The 18,101-nt window shown below is 64.9% G+C and carries 15 protein-coding genes; 8 read left to right on the forward strand and 7 right to left on the reverse strand.

The window, feature by feature from the left end:
• Positions 1 to 11: 11 nt before the first annotated feature.
• The 5 genes from AB3X98_RS23060 to AB3X98_RS23080 all read left to right on the forward strand — a co-directional run bounded on the left by AB3X98_RS23060 (position 12) and on the right by AB3X98_RS23080 (position 8,492).
• On the forward strand, positions 12 to 1,337 hold the full coding sequence (locus AB3X98_RS23060) for an MFS transporter (RefSeq protein ID WP_069269307.1): 1,326 nt from the start codon (positions 12 to 14) through the stop codon (positions 1,335 to 1,337).
• A 138-nt stretch (positions 1,338 to 1,475) separates the two neighbouring features.
• Positions 1,476 to 1,835 carry a hypothetical protein gene (locus AB3X98_RS23065; protein WP_368610322.1) on the forward strand — a complete coding sequence of 120 codons (360 nt, stop codon included), beginning with the start codon at positions 1,476 to 1,478 and terminating at the stop codon, positions 1,833 to 1,835.
• Positions 1,836 to 2,354: 519 nt separating this feature from the next.
• On the forward strand, positions 2,355 to 3,869 hold the full coding sequence (locus AB3X98_RS23070) for an efflux RND transporter periplasmic adaptor subunit (protein ID WP_368603603.1): 1,515 nt from the start codon (positions 2,355 to 2,357) through the stop codon (positions 3,867 to 3,869).
• A gap of 3 nt (positions 3,870 to 3,872) precedes the next feature.
• A complete protein-coding gene (locus AB3X98_RS23075; RefSeq protein ID WP_368603602.1) occupies positions 3,873 to 7,037 on the forward strand; it encodes an efflux RND transporter permease subunit in 3,165 nt (1,054 codons plus the stop codon).
• Between the two features lie 3 nt (positions 7,038 to 7,040).
• On the forward strand, positions 7,041 to 8,492 hold the full coding sequence (locus tag AB3X98_RS23080; protein WP_069269305.1) for an efflux transporter outer membrane subunit: 1,452 nt from the start codon (positions 7,041 to 7,043) through the stop codon (positions 8,490 to 8,492).
• A 67-nt stretch (positions 8,493 to 8,559) separates the two neighbouring features.
• Here AB3X98_RS23080 and AB3X98_RS23085 read toward each other — a convergent pair whose 3' ends face one another.
• From AB3X98_RS23085 to AB3X98_RS23100, 4 genes are all read right to left on the reverse strand, one after another.
• Positions 8,560 to 8,784, reverse strand: a complete 225-nt coding sequence (locus tag AB3X98_RS23085; protein ID WP_368603601.1) for a hypothetical protein — start codon at positions 8,782 to 8,784, stop codon at positions 8,560 to 8,562.
• A gap of 157 nt (positions 8,785 to 8,941) precedes the next feature.
• Positions 8,942 to 9,307: a hypothetical protein gene (locus AB3X98_RS23090; protein ID WP_028205078.1), complete on the reverse strand. Its 366-nt coding sequence runs from the start codon at positions 9,305 to 9,307 to the stop codon at positions 8,942 to 8,944.
• 256 nt (positions 9,308 to 9,563) lie between these two features.
• Positions 9,564 to 10,139: an ankyrin repeat domain-containing protein gene (locus tag AB3X98_RS23095; RefSeq protein WP_368603600.1), complete on the reverse strand. Its 576-nt coding sequence runs from the start codon at positions 10,137 to 10,139 to the stop codon at positions 9,564 to 9,566.
• Positions 10,140 to 10,329: 190 nt separating this feature from the next.
• Positions 10,330 to 11,721: a short-chain fatty acid transporter gene (locus tag AB3X98_RS23100; RefSeq protein WP_368603599.1), complete on the reverse strand. Its 1,392-nt coding sequence runs from the start codon at positions 11,719 to 11,721 to the stop codon at positions 10,330 to 10,332.
• 511 nt (positions 11,722 to 12,232) lie between these two features.
• On the opposite strand from AB3X98_RS23100, the gene AB3X98_RS23105 reads away from it, so the two are divergent.
• Positions 12,233 to 12,889: a peroxiredoxin gene (locus AB3X98_RS23105; protein ID WP_069269301.1), complete on the forward strand. Its 657-nt coding sequence runs from the start codon at positions 12,233 to 12,235 to the stop codon at positions 12,887 to 12,889.
• 107 nt (positions 12,890 to 12,996) lie between these two features.
• Here the strand turns inward: AB3X98_RS23105 and AB3X98_RS23110 are convergent, their stop codons facing one another.
• The 3 genes from AB3X98_RS23110 to AB3X98_RS23120 are packed head-to-tail and all read right to left on the reverse strand — an operon-like array spanning position 12,997 to position 15,727.
• Positions 12,997 to 13,860, reverse strand: a complete 864-nt coding sequence (locus AB3X98_RS23110; RefSeq protein WP_069269300.1) for an ABC transporter permease — start codon at positions 13,858 to 13,860, stop codon at positions 12,997 to 12,999.
• Between the two features lie 17 nt (positions 13,861 to 13,877).
• Positions 13,878 to 14,672: an ABC transporter ATP-binding protein gene (locus AB3X98_RS23115; RefSeq protein WP_069269299.1), complete on the reverse strand. Its 795-nt coding sequence runs from the start codon at positions 14,670 to 14,672 to the stop codon at positions 13,878 to 13,880.
• A 35-nt stretch (positions 14,673 to 14,707) separates the two neighbouring features.
• The gene (locus AB3X98_RS23120; protein WP_069269298.1) at positions 14,708 to 15,727 is read right to left on the reverse strand and encodes an ABC transporter substrate-binding protein; all 1,020 of its coding nucleotides are present in this window, start codon (positions 15,725 to 15,727) and stop codon (positions 14,708 to 14,710) included.
• A 197-nt stretch (positions 15,728 to 15,924) separates the two neighbouring features.
• On the opposite strand from AB3X98_RS23120, the gene AB3X98_RS23125 reads away from it, so the two are divergent.
• Positions 15,925 to 16,602 (forward strand): response regulator, encoded by a 678-nt coding sequence (locus tag AB3X98_RS23125; RefSeq protein ID WP_069269297.1) that lies wholly within the window; start codon positions 15,925 to 15,927, stop codon positions 16,600 to 16,602.
• Positions 16,603 to 16,620: 18 nt separating this feature from the next.
• On the forward strand, positions 16,621 to 18,042 hold the full coding sequence (locus AB3X98_RS23130; protein ID WP_342946306.1) for a sensor histidine kinase: 1,422 nt from the start codon (positions 16,621 to 16,623) through the stop codon (positions 18,040 to 18,042).
• Positions 18,043 to 18,101 lie beyond the last annotated feature (59 nt).

An 18,101-nucleotide genomic window follows, 5' to 3' on the forward strand; every position in this document is an offset into this window, starting at 1 on the left:
GGAGACACCCGATGAACGCCACGTCGATTCAGGCGCCGGCCGCTGCCGCCCCGGCTTCCACGCGCCGCTCGCGCGCGAAGGCCATCTTCGCGATCACGCTCGGCAACGGGCTCGAGTTCTTCGACTTCACGGTCTACAGCTTCTTTGCGTCGATCATCGGCTCGCTGTACTTCCCGGTGCACGGCTCGCTGAACCAGTTGATGCTCGCCGTGGGCAGCTTTGGCGTGGGTTTCGTCGTGCGTCCGATCGGCGGCATCGTGATCGGTGCGTTTGCGGACCGCGTCGGCCGCAAGGCCGCCATGACGCTCACGCTCTGGCTCATGGCGCTCGGCTCGGCGCTCATCGCGTTCGCGCCCACTTATGCGCAGATCGGGCTCGCGGCGCCCGCACTGATCCTGCTCGCGCGTCTCGTGCAAGGCTTCGCGGTGGGCGGCGAAGTGGGCGCCTCGACATCACTCCTGCTCGAATACGCCGACGACCGTTCGCGCGGTTTTTACGGCAGCTGGCAATTCGTGAGCCAGGGCCTGAACACGGTGTGCGGCGCGCTCATCGGCGTTGCGCTGTCCACCATGCTCTCGCAGGCCGCGCTCGAAAGCTGGGGCTGGCGCGTGCCGTTCGTGATCGGCATGCTCGTCGTGCCGGTGGGCGTATATATCCGCCGTCATCTCGACGAAACGCTCGCGAACCCCGTCGAAGTCGAAGACGCCGAACCCGTGGCCGACGTGGCGCGGCCGCTGCGCGAGATTTTCGGGCGTCATCGCACGGCGCTCGTGGCGGGTGTCGTCACGACCATCGGCGGCACGGCGGCGAACTACATCGTGCTGTTTTACATGTCGACCTATGCGATCAAGATTCTCGGCCTGCCGATGTCGGTCGGCATGAGCGCGGCCCTCGTCGCGGCGCTCGTCACGGCAGTCTGCTCGCCGTTCGCCGGCTCGCTCTCCGACCGCCTGGGCCGCAAGTGGGTGATGGGTGTTTCGCGCGTGCTGCTGATCGCGGTGATCTATCCGGCCTTCATGGTCATTCACGCCATGCCGACCATCCCAACCGTGCTCGCGGTCGTGGCCGTGCTGGGCGCGATCGTCGCGTTCACGGCGGTCCCCAATATCGTGATGCTGCCCGAACTCTTTCCTCAGTCGATTCGCGTGACGGGCATGTCGGTGGTGTATTGCGTGGGCGTTTCGATCTTCGGCGGCTTCGCGCAGTTCTTCGCGACCTGGCTCATCAAGCTGCTCGACAATCCGCTCGCGCCCGCCTGGTATCTGATCGGCTGCGGCGCGGTCTCGCTGCTCGCGCTGCCGCTCATTCGCGAGCCGGCGGGTCGTCCGCTCGATTAACGCTTCTCTCTTCTGCCGCTACGCACTTTTAGCGGCCGCGCAGTGTTTGTTTACCCGACTTTTACGCGGCGCTGCCTAGAATCGGTTCGTGTTCAACTCGAGCGCGCCGCCCCGAACGACGGCGTGCGCACAACACGTATGCCGTCTATCGTCTCGCAGGGCCCGAATTCCCGCGGTTCCCGCTCCGCCGCCGCGCCGCGGCCCGTTCTCTCGCTGCACAATCCGGGCAAGCCCCTTCACCCGGCAACCCATCGCACGACAGTGCAACTGGTCGTGCGCGTGCCCACGCGTGAAGCGCAACTCGCTCGTTGCACGCTGCATGGTCTGGTTGGCAGCGCGCTCGGCGTGCATACAATCGATATCGATCGCCGCAGCGATCTCGCTTGTCTGCACGTCGAACTCGATCGCCGCCGTGTCGCCGAGGCCATGGCGCTGCTGATGCGCACGCTTTCGTGTGCGGAGTTCGGCTCGGTGCGCCGGCTCGATCGCGCCGCCTGATTCGCAGCGCGTGTCGCAACCGCTGCTGCGACGGCTGCGACATGCCTTGATGTTCTCCCGCCCGCCCTCCACGCGACGCACGTTCCGTGCGTCCGCAATCTCCGCTTTCCGCGCTCTCCCTTTGTTCCTACGCAAGCGTTGCGCATTTTCACGCGAACGTTAGCGAACGATTCCGTCATTTCGGATTTCGAAATGAATCCGGCCACTATTGCTCCGCGAGTGCCGGTCTTTTCATCGAGTGCGACTTTTTGGCCGTCCTGATCCTGCGTTCTCCCGAAAAACAGTAGTATTCGCTCGAGCACCAAAGTCAGTTTGGCGATTTGGTTCGATTCGATCGCCCGCGCGCGCCTGATTTGGGGTTCGTCGGTCCAGCGCAGATCGTCGATAACAACGGAGAACAGCATGACTCACGGATTTCGGGTGGCCAGCTTGTGCCTGTCGCTGGGATTGCTGGTAAGCGTCGTTGCATGTCATGACAATAAACCTGCTGCTGAAACACGACCTGCCGCAAACGTCGACGTGATCAATGTTGCGCTGCGCGACGTGCCGGTGGTCTTCGAATACGTAGGGCAGACAGAAAGCTCGCAACAGGTCGAAATTCGCGCGCGAGTGAACGGCTTCCTCGAAAAGCGCGTGTATACGGAAGGCTCGCTGGTCCACGCGGGCGACGTGATGTTCGTCATGGACCGCAAACCCTTCGAGGCCGCGCTCGATGCCGCGCAGGCCGAGCTTGCGCAGCAGAAGGCGCGGCTCGTCACCGCGCAGGCCAACCTCAATCGCGTGCGTCCGCTCGCCGCGAAGAACGCGTTGAGCCAGAAGGATCTCGACGACTCGGTCGGCCAGGAGCAGGCGGCCGCCGCCGCGGTCGAAGGCGCGCGGGCGAATGTCATCAGCGCGACGCTCAATCTCGGCTATACGAAGATCGTTGCGCCAGTCACCGGTCTTTCGAGCTTCGCAAAGAAGCAGGACGGTTCGTATATCGATGCGAGCAACAGCCTGCTCACCTATGTGGCGAAGCTCGATCCCATGTGGATCAACTTCTCGCTCTCCGAGAACGAGATGCTCGATCTGCGCACGCAGACGCAGAACGGCACGCTCAAGCTGCCGCCCGTCGGCAAGCTCGAAGCGGTAATCGTGCTCGCCGACGGCAGCATCTATCCCGAACGCGGCCACATCGCGTTTACCGATGCCTCGCTCAGCTCGGAAACCGGCACCTACCTGATTCGCGCCGCCATGCCAAACCCCACGGGGTCGCTGCGGCCCGGTCAGTTCGTGCGTATCAAGCTGCTGGGCGCGCTGCGGACTTCCGCGGTGGCGGTGCCGCAGGCGGCGGTGCAGCAGGGGCCGCGCGGCGCGTATGTGTGGACCGTCGACAAGGACGGCAAGGCGCAGCAGCGCGTGGTCGAAACGGGTGAGTGGAACGGCAACGACTGGGTGATCAAGTCGGGTTTGCATCCGGGCGATCATGTCGTCATCGACAATACGCTGCGGCTCATGCCCGGTGCGCCGGTCAAGTCGAACCTCGTGGCGACGCCGCCCGCAACCGTCAATATTGGCGGGCCCGACGCCGGTGCAGGCGGCGGGGCGCAGGCGGGCGCGGCCGGAGCTTCGGGCCCGGCGGCTGCGAACGCGAATACCAACGCTCAAGCCAACGCTGGCACGAGCGCCGCTCAACCGGCCGCCGCATCCGGCGCTGCCGACGTGCTGGGCGAACACACCGCGCTTTACTTCGCGTCGGGCAGTTCGAGCCTCGACGCCCAGTCCGCCGACGCACTCGCAGCCGTGGCGCGCCGTCTCGTCGCGGAGCCGGGCATGCGCGTGGTGATTTCCGGCTACACCGATTCGAGCGGCTCGCAAGCCGCGAATGAGCGTCTCGCCGCCGCCCGCGCAGGGACGGTGCGTGCCGCGTTGGTCGTGGCCGGCGTGAAAACCGAGCGCATCGAGATGCGCAAACCGGCGCGGATCGTCGCCAACGATCCGCCCGACAAATCCCGCCGCGTGGACGTCACGTTCTCGCCCGCCGCGGGAGGCTGAACGATGAAGTTCTCCCACTTCTTTATTGACCGGCCAATATTCGCGTCGGTCCTCTCGATCGTGCTCGTCGTCGCCGGTCTGGTGTCGATGTTCAACCTGCCGATCGCGCAGTTTCCCGACATCGCGCCGCCTACCATCACGGTGAGCGCCACGTATCCGGGCGCGAGCGCCGACATCGTCGCGCAGAACGTGGCCGCGCCGATCGAACAGCAGGTGAACGGCGCGGACAACATGATGTACATGAACTCGTCGAGTTCCTCGACGGGCAACATGACGCTCACGGTGTACTTCAATATCGGCACCGATCCGTCGCTCGCCCAGGTGGACGTGCAAAACCGCGTGAACCTCGCGCTGCCTTTCCTGCCCGACTCGGTGACCGCGCAAGGCGTGTCGGTGCAGAAGCGCTCGTCGGCGTTCATGATGGTGATCGCGATCTATTCGCCCGATAACGCCTACGATGCGTCTTATGTGGCGAACTACGCGAACGTCTACGTGCTCGACGCGCTCAAGCGTATTCCGGGCGCGAACCAGGCGTCGATCTTCGGTTCTGCTGACTATGCGATGCGCGTGTGGCTCAAGCCCGACCGCATGGCCAAGCTCGGCATTACGGTAGCCGACGTGCAGAACGCGATTGCGCAGCAGAACCAGCAGTTCTCTGCGGGGCGCCTTGGCCAGGCGCCGACCAGCAAGCCCGTGAACCAGACGTTCCCGGTGACGACGAAGGGCCGCCTCACGGAGCCCGCCGATTTCGACAACATCATCCTGCGCGCGGCATCGGGCGATGCGGCGATCGTGCGCCTCAAGGACATCGGCCACGCGGATCTGGGCGCCAAGGACTATTCGCTGCGCGGCCGCTACAACGGCAAGACGGCCACACTGCTCGCCGTGTATCAGCAGCCGGGCGCGAATGCGCTGCAGGTGGCCAAGCAGGTGCGTCAGACACTCGAACAGCTGAACAAGAGCTTTCCGCCTGGCCTCAAGTATGAAATCGCGCTCGATACGACCGAGTTCGTGCATGAATCCATCAACGAGGTGGTCCATACGCTGCGCGATGCGGTGATTCTCGTGATCATCGTGGTGTACATCTTCCTGCAAAGTTTCCGGGCGACGCTCGTGCCGCTGCTCGCGGTGCCCGTGTCGATCATCGGCGCGTTCATCGGCATGGAGGCGTTCGGCTTCTCGATCAACATGCTCACGTTGTTCGGCATGGTGCTGGCCATCGGTATCGTGGTGGACGACGCGATCGTGGTAATCGAAAACGTCGAGCGCAACATGACCGAATTCAAGCTGCCTCCAAAGGAAGCGGCCAAGCGCGCGATGGACGAAGTGAGCGGCCCGGTGGTGGCGATCGTCCTGGTGCTGCTCGCGGTGTTCATACCGGTGGCGTTCCTCTCGGGCATCACGGGGCAGCTCTACAAGCAGTTCGCGGTGACGATCGCGGTCTCGGTGGTGCTTTCGGGTATCGTCGCGCTCACGCTGTCGCCCGCGCTCGCGGCCATCCTGCTCAAGCCGGGCGAGCACAAGAAGAACCGCTTTTTCCGCTGGTTCAACGAGAAGTTCGAGCGCCTGACCGAGGGCTATGGCAGCTGGGTGCAGACCGCGATACGCCGCGTGATCCTCTCCATCGGCCTGATCGTCGTGATGCTGATCGCGACCGTCGGCCTGTTCAAACATATTCCATCGTCGTTCCTGCCCGTGGAGGATCAGGGCTATCTGTTCGGCGCGGTCGTGATGCCCGACGCGGCGAGTCTGGACCGCACCGGCGACCTGTCGAAAAAGGCGGAGGACTGGTTCGCGAAACAGCCTGCCGTGCGTTCGGTGGCGGCGCCGATCGGCTACAGCCTGATCGACTCGCAGTACAAGTCGAACGCGGGCACGCTGTTCGTGACGCTCAAGGGCTTCAAGGATCGAGGCGAAAACGGCTCTGCGCAGGACTTGATCCGCGATGCCACCAAGGCGTTCTCCACGTTCAAGGACGGCGTGGTCGTACCGCTCAATCCACCGTCGATTCCAGGCCTCGGCACAACGGGCGGCTTCGAGTTCTGGCTGCAGAGCACCGGCGACGGCAGCTATCAGCAGCTCGAAGAAAAGGTGCGCCAGGTGATTGCGAAGGCACGCCAGAATCCGGCGCTGCGCGGCGTGAATTCGACCATCAACACGAATTCGCGCCAATTGCTCGTGGAAGTGGACCGGGAGCGGGCGGAAACGCTCGGCGTTCCGGTTCAGGACATCTATTCTGCACTCCAGACGATGTTCGGTTCCTTGTACGTGAGCCAGTTCCCGAAGGGCAGTCGTCTCTTCCAGGTGATCATCCAGGCCGAGCCGCAATACCGCTTGAGCCCGGACGATATCCAGCAGCTCTATGTGCGCAACCGCAACAACGACATGGTGCCGATCAAGGCCGTGACGACATCGCGTTTCGTGCCCGGGCCTGACATCGTCAACCGCTTCAACAACTTTCCGGCGGCGAAGATCACCGGCGACGCGGCGCCGGGCCACAGCTCGGGCGAGGCGATCGCGGCGATGGAGCAGATTGCCAACGAAGTGCTGGGCGAAGGCTACAGCTTTGAATGGAGCGGCCAGGCGTACGAAGAGAAGAAGGCCGGCTCGACGGCCGCGCTCGTGTTCGGCTTCGCACTGCTGATGGTGTTCCTCATTCTCGCGGCGCAGTACGAGAAGTGGTCGCTGCCGGTCGGCGTGCTGCTGGCCGTGCCGTTCGCGATCTTCGGGGCATTAGTGGGCATCTTGTTGCGCGGCATGGAGAACGACGTGTACTTCCAGATCGGCTTGACGGTGCTGATCGCGCTCGCGGCGAAGAACGCCATCCTGATCTTCGAGTTCGCCGTTGAAATGCGCGAGAAAGAGAACATGTCGCCGTACGCCGCCGCGCTGCACGCCGCCAAGCTGCGTCTGCGGCCGATCATCATGACTTCGCTCGCGTTCATCCTCGGATGCGTGCCGCTCGCCATCGCCAGCGGCGCATCGGCCGCGAGCCGGCGCTCGCTCGGCACCGGCGTGATCGCGGGCATGCTCGGCGCCACAGTGATCGCGCTCTTCTTCATTCCGATGTTCTTCTGGGGACTCGAAACGCTCTCGTCGCGCAAGAAAGCGAACGCCGCGCCGCATCCCGGCACGCCCCCCGTGGCGCCGCCTTCGCAGGAGGGCTGAGCGATGAAGACCCGTTCGAATTTGACGAATCGCGCGCTGCGTCCGCTTGGGCTCGCCATCGCGACGGCTTGCCTTGGCGCCTGCGCGGTCGGGCCCGACTATCATCGTCCGGCGGTGGAGACGCCGTCGACGTTTCGCTACGCCTCGCCGCAGGCGGAAGCCGTCGATACGACGCTCGACTGGTGGACGCAGTTCAACGACCCGGTGCTCAACGACCTCGTCGCCAGGGCGCTTACGCAGAATAAGGATCTGCGGATTGCTGCGGCACGCGTCGAGGAGTTCTACGGACGCTACGTCGTGACGCGCGCGGGCCTGTTCCCGCAGGTTTCGGCGAACTTCGGTGCGTCGCGTAGCCGTGGTGTGCCGGCGCCCGGCTTCCCGCCTGTGGTCGGCAACCAGGTGGAGCTGAACGGCACGGTATCCTGGGAACTCGATTTATTCGGCCACTTGCGCAGGCTCACCGAAGCCGCGCGTGCCGATTATCTGAGTACGCAGTCTGCGCAGCAGGCCACGCGCATCGCCATCATCGCGAACGTGGCCACGTCGTATCTGCAGCTGCGCGACTTCGACAATCAGCTCGTCATCGCGCAGGACACGCTCGAAAGCCGCAAGGGCGCGCTCGATCTCTTCAACGAGCGTTATGCGGGCGGTGTCGTTTCGCGGTTGCAGGTGAGCCAGGCGCAGTCGGAGTACCAATCGGCGCAGACCTCCGTGTACTCGATCCAGCAGCAGATCGCAACGCAGGAAGACGCCATCTCGCTGCTGCTGGGGCAGAATCCGGGGCCGATTGCGCGCGGCAAGTCGATCACCGAGCTCACGGCGCCCGCCATTCCCGCCGGCCTGCCGTCGACGCTGCTGGAGCGCCGGCCCGATATTCTGCAGGCCGAACAAACGCTCATTTCGGCGAATGCATCGATCGGCGCAGCGCGTGCGTTGTATTTCCCGCAGATTTCGCTCACGGGACTGTTCGGCGCCGCGAGCACGGCGCTTTCGGGGCTCTGGACTGGCCCCGCGCGCGTTTGGTCATTCGCGGGCGCGGTCACGCAGCCGATTTTCGAGGGCGGTGCGATCGCGGGTGGCGTGCATCAGGCCGAAGCCGTGCAGCAGGAAGCGCTTTTCACTTACGAGCAGACGATCCAGCAGGCGTTCGCCGATGTCGAAAATGCGCTCGTGGGCGTCGCGCGCACACGCGATCAACTGGATTCGACGACGCGCCAGGTGGCCGCGCTCACGGAATACACATCAGTCGCGCGCGATCTGTATGAAGGCGGCTATACGAGCTATCTGGAGGTGCTAGACGCCGAGCGCAGTCTCTTCAACGCGCAGTTGCAGCAGTCGTCGCTGCAGGACCAGGAACTCGCGCAGATCGTGAGCCTGTACAAGGCGCTCGGCTATGGCTGGACGCCGGCAGCGCCGCCGCCGGCGGCAGACAGCGCGAAGCCGTCGCAGTCCTGAGCCGCGACGGCTGCGCTTCGAGGCGGGGTGGCGAAGCGCGAACCCGGCGCGGGCGCGCCGGTTCGTTTCATGGAGATTCAGACATCAGCCAGCGCAGCGATTGCGGAGCGGGCTTGGTGGCTTTGGCGGTTTGCGGGGCTTTGGACGCCGGCTTCGCGACTTTTTGCAGCTGGATGGGTCGGGCGGCGTTGACGGCGGTTGCGTGGCCGCTGGTTTGCGCGAGCGCAGCGGGGCTCGCCGACGCCAACGCGAAGAGCGCGGCGGCGAATATCGGGGCGAGGGGGCGAGTCATTTGGGTTCTCCCGCGTGGGCGAGCGGCCGGCGAAGGGGAAAGGGCCGACGCTGCAAGCGGGAGTATGTTCTGAGGATAACCACCACGCGTCCATCATTTGATGGAGAAACGCGTGGCCTGTGTGGGGAACCCCGCTTATGGAGTTCCGGTTTGATCCCTAGTCGGCGGGGCGACGGTCGGCGAGCGCTCGTTCGCAGTCCTTGAGCACTTGCAGGACGAGCTTGGCCTGGTAGTTCAGGTCGTCGGTGTCGAGAATTTCCTCGACGGCGTCGCGCGCCCAGACCGCGTCCACGAACCACGCGTGCTGCTGCGCGATATCCTGCGCCATGGCGGCGAGGCGCGCGATCGCGAGCCAGTCGGCCTCGCGCGCGTGACGGTCGAGCCACTTGTGCGCCGCCTGGACGTGAAAGGCCGCATTGGGCCAGGATTCGTTGAGATAGTAGGCCCCGAGGCTCCCGCAGGTGAGCCAGCAGAGCAGCTCCACGCGATCGCGCGGACTCAGATGGTGGCGTACATCACTCATGGCGACGCTCGCGAAAGTAACAGAGTTCGATTGACGGGTGCGTGCAGACTTCGAATCCGATGACAAAACGATATCACGGCTCGTGGAAAATCGCCTGCCCCGCACTGGCGCTGCACGCACGGGTGTTACATGGATAGCGTCGCCTGGCGGCGCGTTGTATGCAAACCAGGAGTGACACCAGGGCGCTGCGTGCCGTTATGCGCTTTGCAGCGTTTCGCGTGCCTGCCCATCGCGCCCCATGATTCACGCGTTCTTTTCACGCGCTTTTGCCGCCGGCTTTCCCGGCGAGCAGGGTGGCCGCGTCCACCGCGCCCATCGCGTTCGCCACGTCGAGCGCGGTGTTGCCCGCGGCGTCGTGCGCCGCCGGGTTCGCGCCGCGCGCGAGCAGCAGGTCGACGATATCGGAGCGGTTGAACATGGCGGCGATCATCAGCGCCGTGCGGCCGTCGGGAGAGGCACCTTCCACGTCGGCGCCGTTTTCCAGCAGGGCGCTGATCACGTCGGCAAAGCCCTTGAAGGCCGCGCCCGCGATCGGCGTTTGCCCGTTGTCGTTGCGCAGGTTGGGGTCGGCGCCGTGCTGCACGAGCGTGCGCACGGCGGCGGCGTGGCCGTGATAGCTCGCGAGCATCACGAGGCTGTCGCCTTTTTCGTTGCGCAGATTCGGCGGCAGGCCCTGTTCGATGAGCGTGGCGAGCGTGTTGGATTCGCCGCGGCGCGCGGTGTCGAATACCTGGCGCGCGAACTCGACGAAACGCGGATCGAGCTCGCCGCCGTCTTCGCCGGAGCCTGACGAAGACGATGAGGGTGGGGTAGGCGGCGCGCTGGCGGTCATGGCAGTCTCCTGGTTCGGATCGCAGATCGATTCGGGGCGGCGTGCCGCCGTCGAGGCTTGCCCATTGTCGCCGATCTTAGCGCGCCGCGAGGCCAGCGCGGCTCACGCGCGCCGCATGAAAAAAGGCGCTGCCGAACCGCTGTAAAGCGGCCGGCGCAGCGCCTTCCTTCGCGGCGGAACCGCTCGACGCTCAGGGCACGAGCCAGAGCGCCCCGGCGTAGATCACGAGCGACACGGCGAACGTCACGGCGGTATAGCCCATCACGCGCTGGATGCGAATGCCCGCGATCGCGACGATCGGCACGGCCCAGAACGGCTGCAGCATGTTCGAGACGTTTTCGGCCATCGCCACGCCCATGGCAGTGCGCGGCACCGAGGCGTGCAGGCTCAGCGCGGCGGGCAGCACGAACGGCCCTTGCACGGCCCAGTGGCCGCCCGCGCTCGGCACGAGCAGCGTGATGATGAGCGAGCTCAGATAGCTCCAGAGCGGCAGCGAAAGCGGCGTGGCGATCGTGACGAAGGCCTTGGCGATCATCGAGGCGAGGCCGGTGCCCTTCATCACGCCCATGATGCCGCCGTACACGGGGTACTGCAGCAGCATGGAGCCGGTCTGGCGCGCGGCGCGGCGAATGGCGTTCGCGTAGGCGATAGGCGTGCGCTGCAGTGCGAGGCCGATCAGCAGGAAGATCAGGATTGTCGTGTTGATGTCGAGATCGAAACCTTTTTCGCTCCATTCCATCGCCAGATAACCTGCGCCGAGCACGATCAGCAGCAGCGTGCCGAGCATCGACTGCTCGAGGCGCGACGCGAACGAAGGCGTGCCGTTGCCGACGCGCGCGTGCGGGTCGTCGCTGGCGCCGGCGTCGTTCGCTTCGGCTTCGGCCGCCTCGCTGAACGGCGCCACGTGCTCGGGCTTCGGATGCATGCGGATGAAGATGAACGTCATCACGACCACCACGAGCACGGTGGGAATGAAGACGAACGGCGCGAAGACGGTCTGGCTGAGCGGAATCACGTGGCCGGTCGCCTTTTCCACGAGATTGAGCGCGTTGCCGTGCGAGGCCTGCGAAAGGGCGATCGAGCTGGAGAGCCCGCTATTGCAGATCGACCATGCGGAATAGCTGCCGGCTACGAGCCACGCGAAATCCACGTTCACGCGCTTCGCGATTTCACGCGAGAGCAGCGCGCCCACGATCAGGCCCAGGCCCCAGTTCAGCCACGCGGCGATGGCCACCACCGGAAACACCAGCAGCGCGGCGCGCGCCGGCGTTTGCGCCCTGGCCGCGAGCGCGCGCAGGACGCGCTGGATCACGGGCGCTTCGGCAATGGCGTAGCCCGTGGCGAGGATCAGGATCATCTGCAGCGCGAAGCCGAGAATGCCGAACGTACCTTCGTACCAGGCGCTGAGCAGCGTGGGGAGATCGCCGTGCGGCGCGATGACGAGCGCGAGCACGGCGACAAAGAAGGTGAGGCAGATGGACAGAACGAAGGGGTCGGGCATGACCCGCTCGAAAACATACACGAGGGCGGCGACGACACCCTGGCGGGAATCGCGCGTTTCAGTCTGGAGGTCTCTTTTCATGCTCTTTGCGCTAGTTCGTAGCGTGTCGCTACTGGCTGGCCGGAGCGGACAGGAGGCGTTGCTTGCGGGTAGTCCCGGCACCGTGCGGCTGGCGGGGCCAGGCGCGTAGGGGGCGGGGAGGCAGGTGCGGCTCCTCCATCAGCGAGAGGCGATGCCGCCCCGGCGCAGCGGGTTCATATCACGCCTTGCACGCGGGTATTTGCACGGCAAGACGACCAGCCCGTTATTGTTGTTCTCGTGTTCGCAACTCGAACACGGTTTCGATTATCGAACGACGCATTATTCGCTTCATGCCAAGTGGATGTCAAGGCTGCGATAGCGCGCCGATGCAGGTTTTAGCGCTAAATGATGGATAAATGTATGGCGTATGTAATGCTAATGAAATAGCAAAGATTTTCATAAGCGTCACGGAGACTACCTAAAATGCAAAAGCGGGAGGCACTTTCGCACGCACGCAGACCCCTCACGATCACCTCACGAGCTGTAAATCACTGCATTCAGGAGACAGAAGATGACGATTCGTCTTGGAGAAGATGCACCCGATTTCACCGCGGAGACCACCGAAGGCAAGATCCGTTTCCACGAATGGATCGGCGACCAATGGGCCATTCTGTTTTCGCATCCGAAAGACTTCACGCCCGTTTGTACGACGGAACTCGGCTATATGGCGAAGCTCAAGCCGGAGTTCGACAAGCGCAACACGAAGATCATCGGTCTGAGCATCGACCCGGTGGACGACCATGCGAGGTGGGCGAAGGACATCGAGGAAACGCAGGGGAGCGCCGTCAATTATCCGATGATCGGCGACCCGGATCTGCACGTCGCGAAGCTCTACGACATGATCCACCCGAACGCGAGCGGCGCCAGCCCGCGCACGGCGGCCGACAACGCCACGATACGCGCGGTGTTTCTCATCGGGCCGGACAAGAAAGTGAAGGCGATGTTTGTCTACCCGATGAGCTCGGGCCGTAATTTCGACGAGGTGCTGCGCCTGCTCGATTCGCTGCAGCTCACCGCGAAGCATTCGGTGGCGACGCCGGTGAACTGGAAGCCGGGCGACGACGTCATCATCCCGACTTCGGTTTCCGACGATGCGGCCAGGCAGAAGTATCCGCAGGGCTTCAAGACGCTCAAGCCGTATCTGCGTACCGTTGCGCAGCCCAAGTAGCGTTTGGCAGGCCCAAAAAAAACGCGGCGCACTGGCAGTGCGCCGCGGATCACGGACCAGGCAAGCTCTCGCGTCTTACGCGGTCCGGACAGGGGAAGCTGACTGAATCAGTTCGAAGGCGTGGGCCGCCACTTGAGCAAACGATGCTCGAGCGCGGTGAGCACATAGTCGGCGGCCAGCGCGACTACGGCGAGCACGATCATCGCGGCGAACACGCCGCTTGCGTTGAACGCGCCCTGCGCCGTCGAGATCAGCAAACCGATGCCTTGCTTCGAACCCAGGAATTCACCCACCACGGCGCCGACCAGCGCGAAGCCGAAGCTCACGTGCAGGCTCGCGAGAATCCACGAAAGCGCTGAGGGAATCACGACCGAGGTCGTCACCTGGCGGCGCGACGCGCCGAGAATCTGCGCATTGGCGATCATGTAGCGGTCCGCTTCGCGCACGCCCTGGAACGCATTGGCGAACACGACGAAGAACACCATCACCACGGCGAGCGCCACTTTCGACGCCATCCCGAGCCCCAGCGCGATTACGAACACCGAGCCGAGCACCACGCGCGGAATCGAGTTGGCGATCTTGATGTAGAGGCTGAATACGTCGGAGAGCAGCTTGTTGCGGCCAAGCACGATGCCGCAGAACACGCCGGCCACCGAGCCGATGATGAAGCCAAGGCCCGTCTCTTCCAGCGTGACCCAGACCTGCGTGAGCAGGGGCCCTTGCGAGGTGCCGTTCACGAACCAGTCGATGATCTGATCAAAGATGGCCGTGGGCATCGAGAAGAAGAACGGGTCGATCCATTTGAGGCGCGCGGCGAGTTCCCAGCCGCCGAGCACGACGACGAGCACGAGAATACGCAGCGAAATGACGAGCAGATTGCGCTGACGAATGCGCTTTTGCGCAGCGCGCTCGACGGCGTCGAGCGAGGCGGCATCGAGGCCTTGCGGCAGGGTTTGTTGCGGGGTGGACATAGTGAACGGCTCCGGTGTTAGGCGATCTGCACTTCTTCGCGCAGGTCGTGCCAGATCTGGCGCGACAGTTCGACGAAGTGCGGCGCGTAGCGGATTTCGGACGTCACGCGCGGGCGCGGCAGATCGATCTCGTAGACCTTCTTGAGCGTGGCCGGGCGCGCGGTGAGCACGAACACGCGGTCGGCGAGCGCAATGGCTTCTTCGAGGTCGTGCGTGACGAATACGACCGACCCCGTGCCGCCCCACAGCTGCAGCAGCTCGTCCTGCATGAGCGTGCGCGTTTGCATGTCGAGCGCCGAGAACGGCTCGTCCATCAGCAGGATTTCGGGCTTGTTGATGAACGTCTGCGCAAGCGCCACGCGCTTGCGCATGCCGCCCGAAAGCTGATGAGGATAGTGCTTGCCGAAGTTGGCGAGGCCCACGCGGCGCAGCCATTCGTTGGCTTCGTCGTAGGCGGCCGATTTCGAGCGGCCGCGATAGAGCGGACCGGCCGCCACGTTGTCGAGCACCGAGCGCCACGGGAACACCGCGTCGGCCTGGAACACGAAGCCGATGCGCGGATCGATGCCGTTCACGGGCGCGCCCATCACGCGCACTTCGCCCGTGGTGGGTTTGAGCAGGCCCGTGATCATGCTGAGCGTGGTGGACTTGCCGCAGCCCGTGGGCCCGACGATCGCGACGAACTCGCCGCGCGCGACCGACATGCTGAAGTCGCGCAGGGCGACCGTCGCCTTGCCGTCCGGTGAAATGAAGCGGCACGAAACATTGCGCAGCTCGATGGCCGGCGTGCCTTGGGAATGGGAGGAAGTCATTATTTCAGTGGGCTGAACGTGGGGCCGATTGCGTTTTACTTCGACGCCGTGGCGGTCGGAGCCGGCAGATAGTCGTTCGAGTAAGTCTTCGCGAGGTCGATGTGCTTGCCCTTCACCGAAGGATTGAACGCCGAGAGCACCTTGAGCACCGTATCCGGGCCGTCGGCGGGCATGCGGCCGTCCTTCGTGAACATCGGCAGCGAGGACTTCAGCGCGGCCACGTAGAGATCCTGGCTGTTGCCGTAGTAGTCCTTCGGCATCTTCGCGGCGATTTCATCGGCGCTATGCGTGGCGATGAAGTTGAGCGTGCGCGAGAACGCGTGCGCGAGCTTCGTCGCTTCTTCCTTGTGCGACTGCGCCCAGGCGCGCTGCACGTAGAAGCTCGAAGCGGGGTAGGTGCCGCCGAGCGCAGCGCGCGTGCCTTCGAGCGTGCGCATGTCGACGAGCACCTTGGCGTCGCCGGTTTGCAGCAGACGCGAGACGGTGGGTTCCGTCGTCATGCCCGCGTCGATGCGGTTCTGCTTGATCGCCGCGATGAAGGTGTTGTCTGCGCCCACCGGCAGCAGCGTGTACTGGTTGGAGGGCACGCCCGAGCGCTGTGCGAGGTACTGCGTGAGGAAGCTCGTGGAGGAGCCAAGGCCCGTCACGCCGAGCGTCTTGCCCTTCACGTCGGCCATGCTCTTGACCGTGCCGGCTGCCGCGTTCGACACCATTTCCACTTCGCCGGGCACCTGGCCGAACACTACGAGCGTTTGCACTTCCTTGCCCTTGCTCTGCAGGTCGATCGTGTGATCGTAGAAGCCCACCACGCCTTGCACCGCACCCGCGAGCAGTTCGTTCTCCGCGTCCACGCCGGCCGGCTGCGACTGCAGTTCGACGTCGAGGCCTTCGTCCTTGAAGTAGCCGAGCTGCTCGGTCAGTTTGGCGGGGAGATAGATGATCTTGGTTGCGCCGCCAACCATGATCGTGATCTTTTCCGCGTGGGCAGCCGTGGAACCGGCGGCGAGGGCGAACGCGACACTCGATACGGCGGCGATCTGGCGCAAGGTAGGCATCGTGGAGTCTCCTGAGGGTGGTGCGCCGTGCATGCGGCGCTTTTTGGTGGATGGAGCCGATTATAAAAACCGTAAGCCTTCTGCCAGCCTTCGGGCGCCGTGCAAAATCGTCCGTGTTAACCCGCAGGGCGGCGATGCGCCGGCAACGGCACAATCGATTCCCCTGAAACGGCCTTCGCCTTTGCCCGTACCCGCCCATGAAGTTGCTGCTGATCGAAGACAATCCGACGCTTGCACACTGGCTCGTCAAGACGCTGGAGGAGCAGGCGTTCGCCTTCGACGCCGTGCAGGACGGCGAAGCCGCCGACCATTTGCTGCGGTCCAATCACTACGATGTGGTGCTGCTCGACCTCAATTTGCCGAAGCTCTCGGGCAAGAACGTGCTGCGGCGGCTGCGCCAGCGCGGCGACGCGACACCCGTGATGGTGCTTACGGCAAGCGGCTCGATCGACGAAAAGGTGGAGCTGCTCGGCGCCGGCGCCGACGACTATCTCGTCAAGCCCTTCGAGGTGCGCGAACTGGTGGCGCGCATCAAGGTGCTGATTCGCCGGCAAACGCCCGCGCGCGCGAATGAAATCGGCTGTGGGGACCTCGTGTTCGACCTCAACACGCGCCAGTTCACGCTGAAGGGCGCGCCGCTGAACGTCACGCCGCGCGAGCGCACGGTGCTCGAAACGCTGGCACTGCGCCTCGGCCAGACCGTGTCGAAGGCCGCGCTCGTCGACGCGATCTTCACGCTCGCCGACGAACCCAGCGAGGACGCCATCGAAATCTACGTGTCGCGGCTGCGCAAGAAGCTCGAAGGCAGCTCGGCCGTGATCGTGACACTGCGCGGCCTGGGCTATTTGCTGCGCAGGAAGGATGAGACGCTATGACGACTTGCGCGTGCCGACATGACGGGTAGCCTGCGCGTTCGCCTGCTTTGGTGGATGCTCGTGCCGCTCGCGCTCTACGTGAGTTTTACGGCGACCTCCGAGTATCGCGCTGCGCGCCATACTGCCGATCTGGTGCAGGACGGCGGGCTGCTGTCGTCCGCACGCATGATCGCCGGTTCCGTGCAATGGGCCGATGGCGCGTTGCGCGCCGACGTGCCGCCCGCGGCGCTCGAACTCTTCGCCTCGCCGCAGCAGGACCAGGTGTTCTACAACGTGCACGTGGAGGGCGGCTCGCTGCTCGCGGGCATGCCCGACTTTCCGCATGCGGCCTCGGCGCCCGCCGTCGATTCGCCCGTCGCGTACGACGCCGGCCTGCGCGGCCAGGCCGTGCGCGCCGTGAGCGTGGTGCGCTCCATGTACGACAACGGCCACGTATGGCGCGTGCGCGTCTCGGTGGGCAAAACCGAGCGCTCGCGCGACGCGATGGTGGAGGCGCTCTGGCGTCCCCAGCTCTATCGCCAGATCGGCATGGTGATGCTGGCCGTGGCGCTCGCCTGCATCGGTCTCACGTTCGAGCTGCGGCCGCTCATGAAGCTCAAGAACGACGTGGCGGACCGCGATCCTTCGCACCTCGAACCCATTCGCGCCGAAGGGCTGCATGCCGAACTGCGGCCCGTCGTGGACGCCATCAATCAATGCATTGCGCGCCTTTCGGCACAGACGGCGGCGCAGCGCCGCTTCATCGCCGATGCCGCGCACCAGCTGCGCACGCCGCTCACGCTGCTCGGCACGCAGTTGCAGTACGCGCGCCAGCAAAAAGCCGTCGATCCCGCGCTCGACGAAGTGCTGGCGGCCATGCACGTGAGCAACCGCTCGATGGTCGCGCTCACGAACCAGTTGCTGCTGCTCGCGCAGGCCGAGGCGCTCGACCCCGCGCAATTGCCGGCCGCGCCCGTCGACATGGCGCAGCTCGCGCGCGAAGTGGTCGAGGCGCTCGCGCTGCTCGCGCAGACGCGCGGCATCGATCTCGGCGCGGAGTTGCCGCGCGAGACGGGCGAGGCGGTGGTGCAGGGGCATCGCGAGCTGTTGCGCGCGATGGTCAGCAATCTCGTGGACAACGCGCTGCGCTACACGCCGGCTGGCGGGCACGTCACGGTGTCGGTGCGGGCGAGCGGCGAGATGGTCGCGCTCGAAGTGCTCGACGACGGCCGCGGCATTCCCGCGGAAGCGCGGGCGCGCGTTTTCGAGCCTTTCTTCCGCGCCGCCGTCGGGACCGAAGGCACGGGCCTTGGTCTTGCGATCGTGCGCGAGATCGCGCAGTCGCATCGTGGCGCGGTGAGCCTGAGTCCGGGCGCGGACGGGCGGGGCGTGCGCGCCTGCGTGGTGCTCGCGCGCTGGCAGCCCGCGCTCGTGGCGGAGCCGGAAAAGGAGCCGCTTTAAGGGGCGGTACAATGTGGCCGCCTGAAGCTGCAAGCCCGCGCCGCGCCCGGCGGCCATCG

This window comes from Paraburkholderia sp. BR14312, assembly GCF_040948675.1.
Lineage (GTDB): Bacteria > Pseudomonadota > Gammaproteobacteria > Burkholderiales > Burkholderiaceae > Paraburkholderia > Paraburkholderia nodosa_A.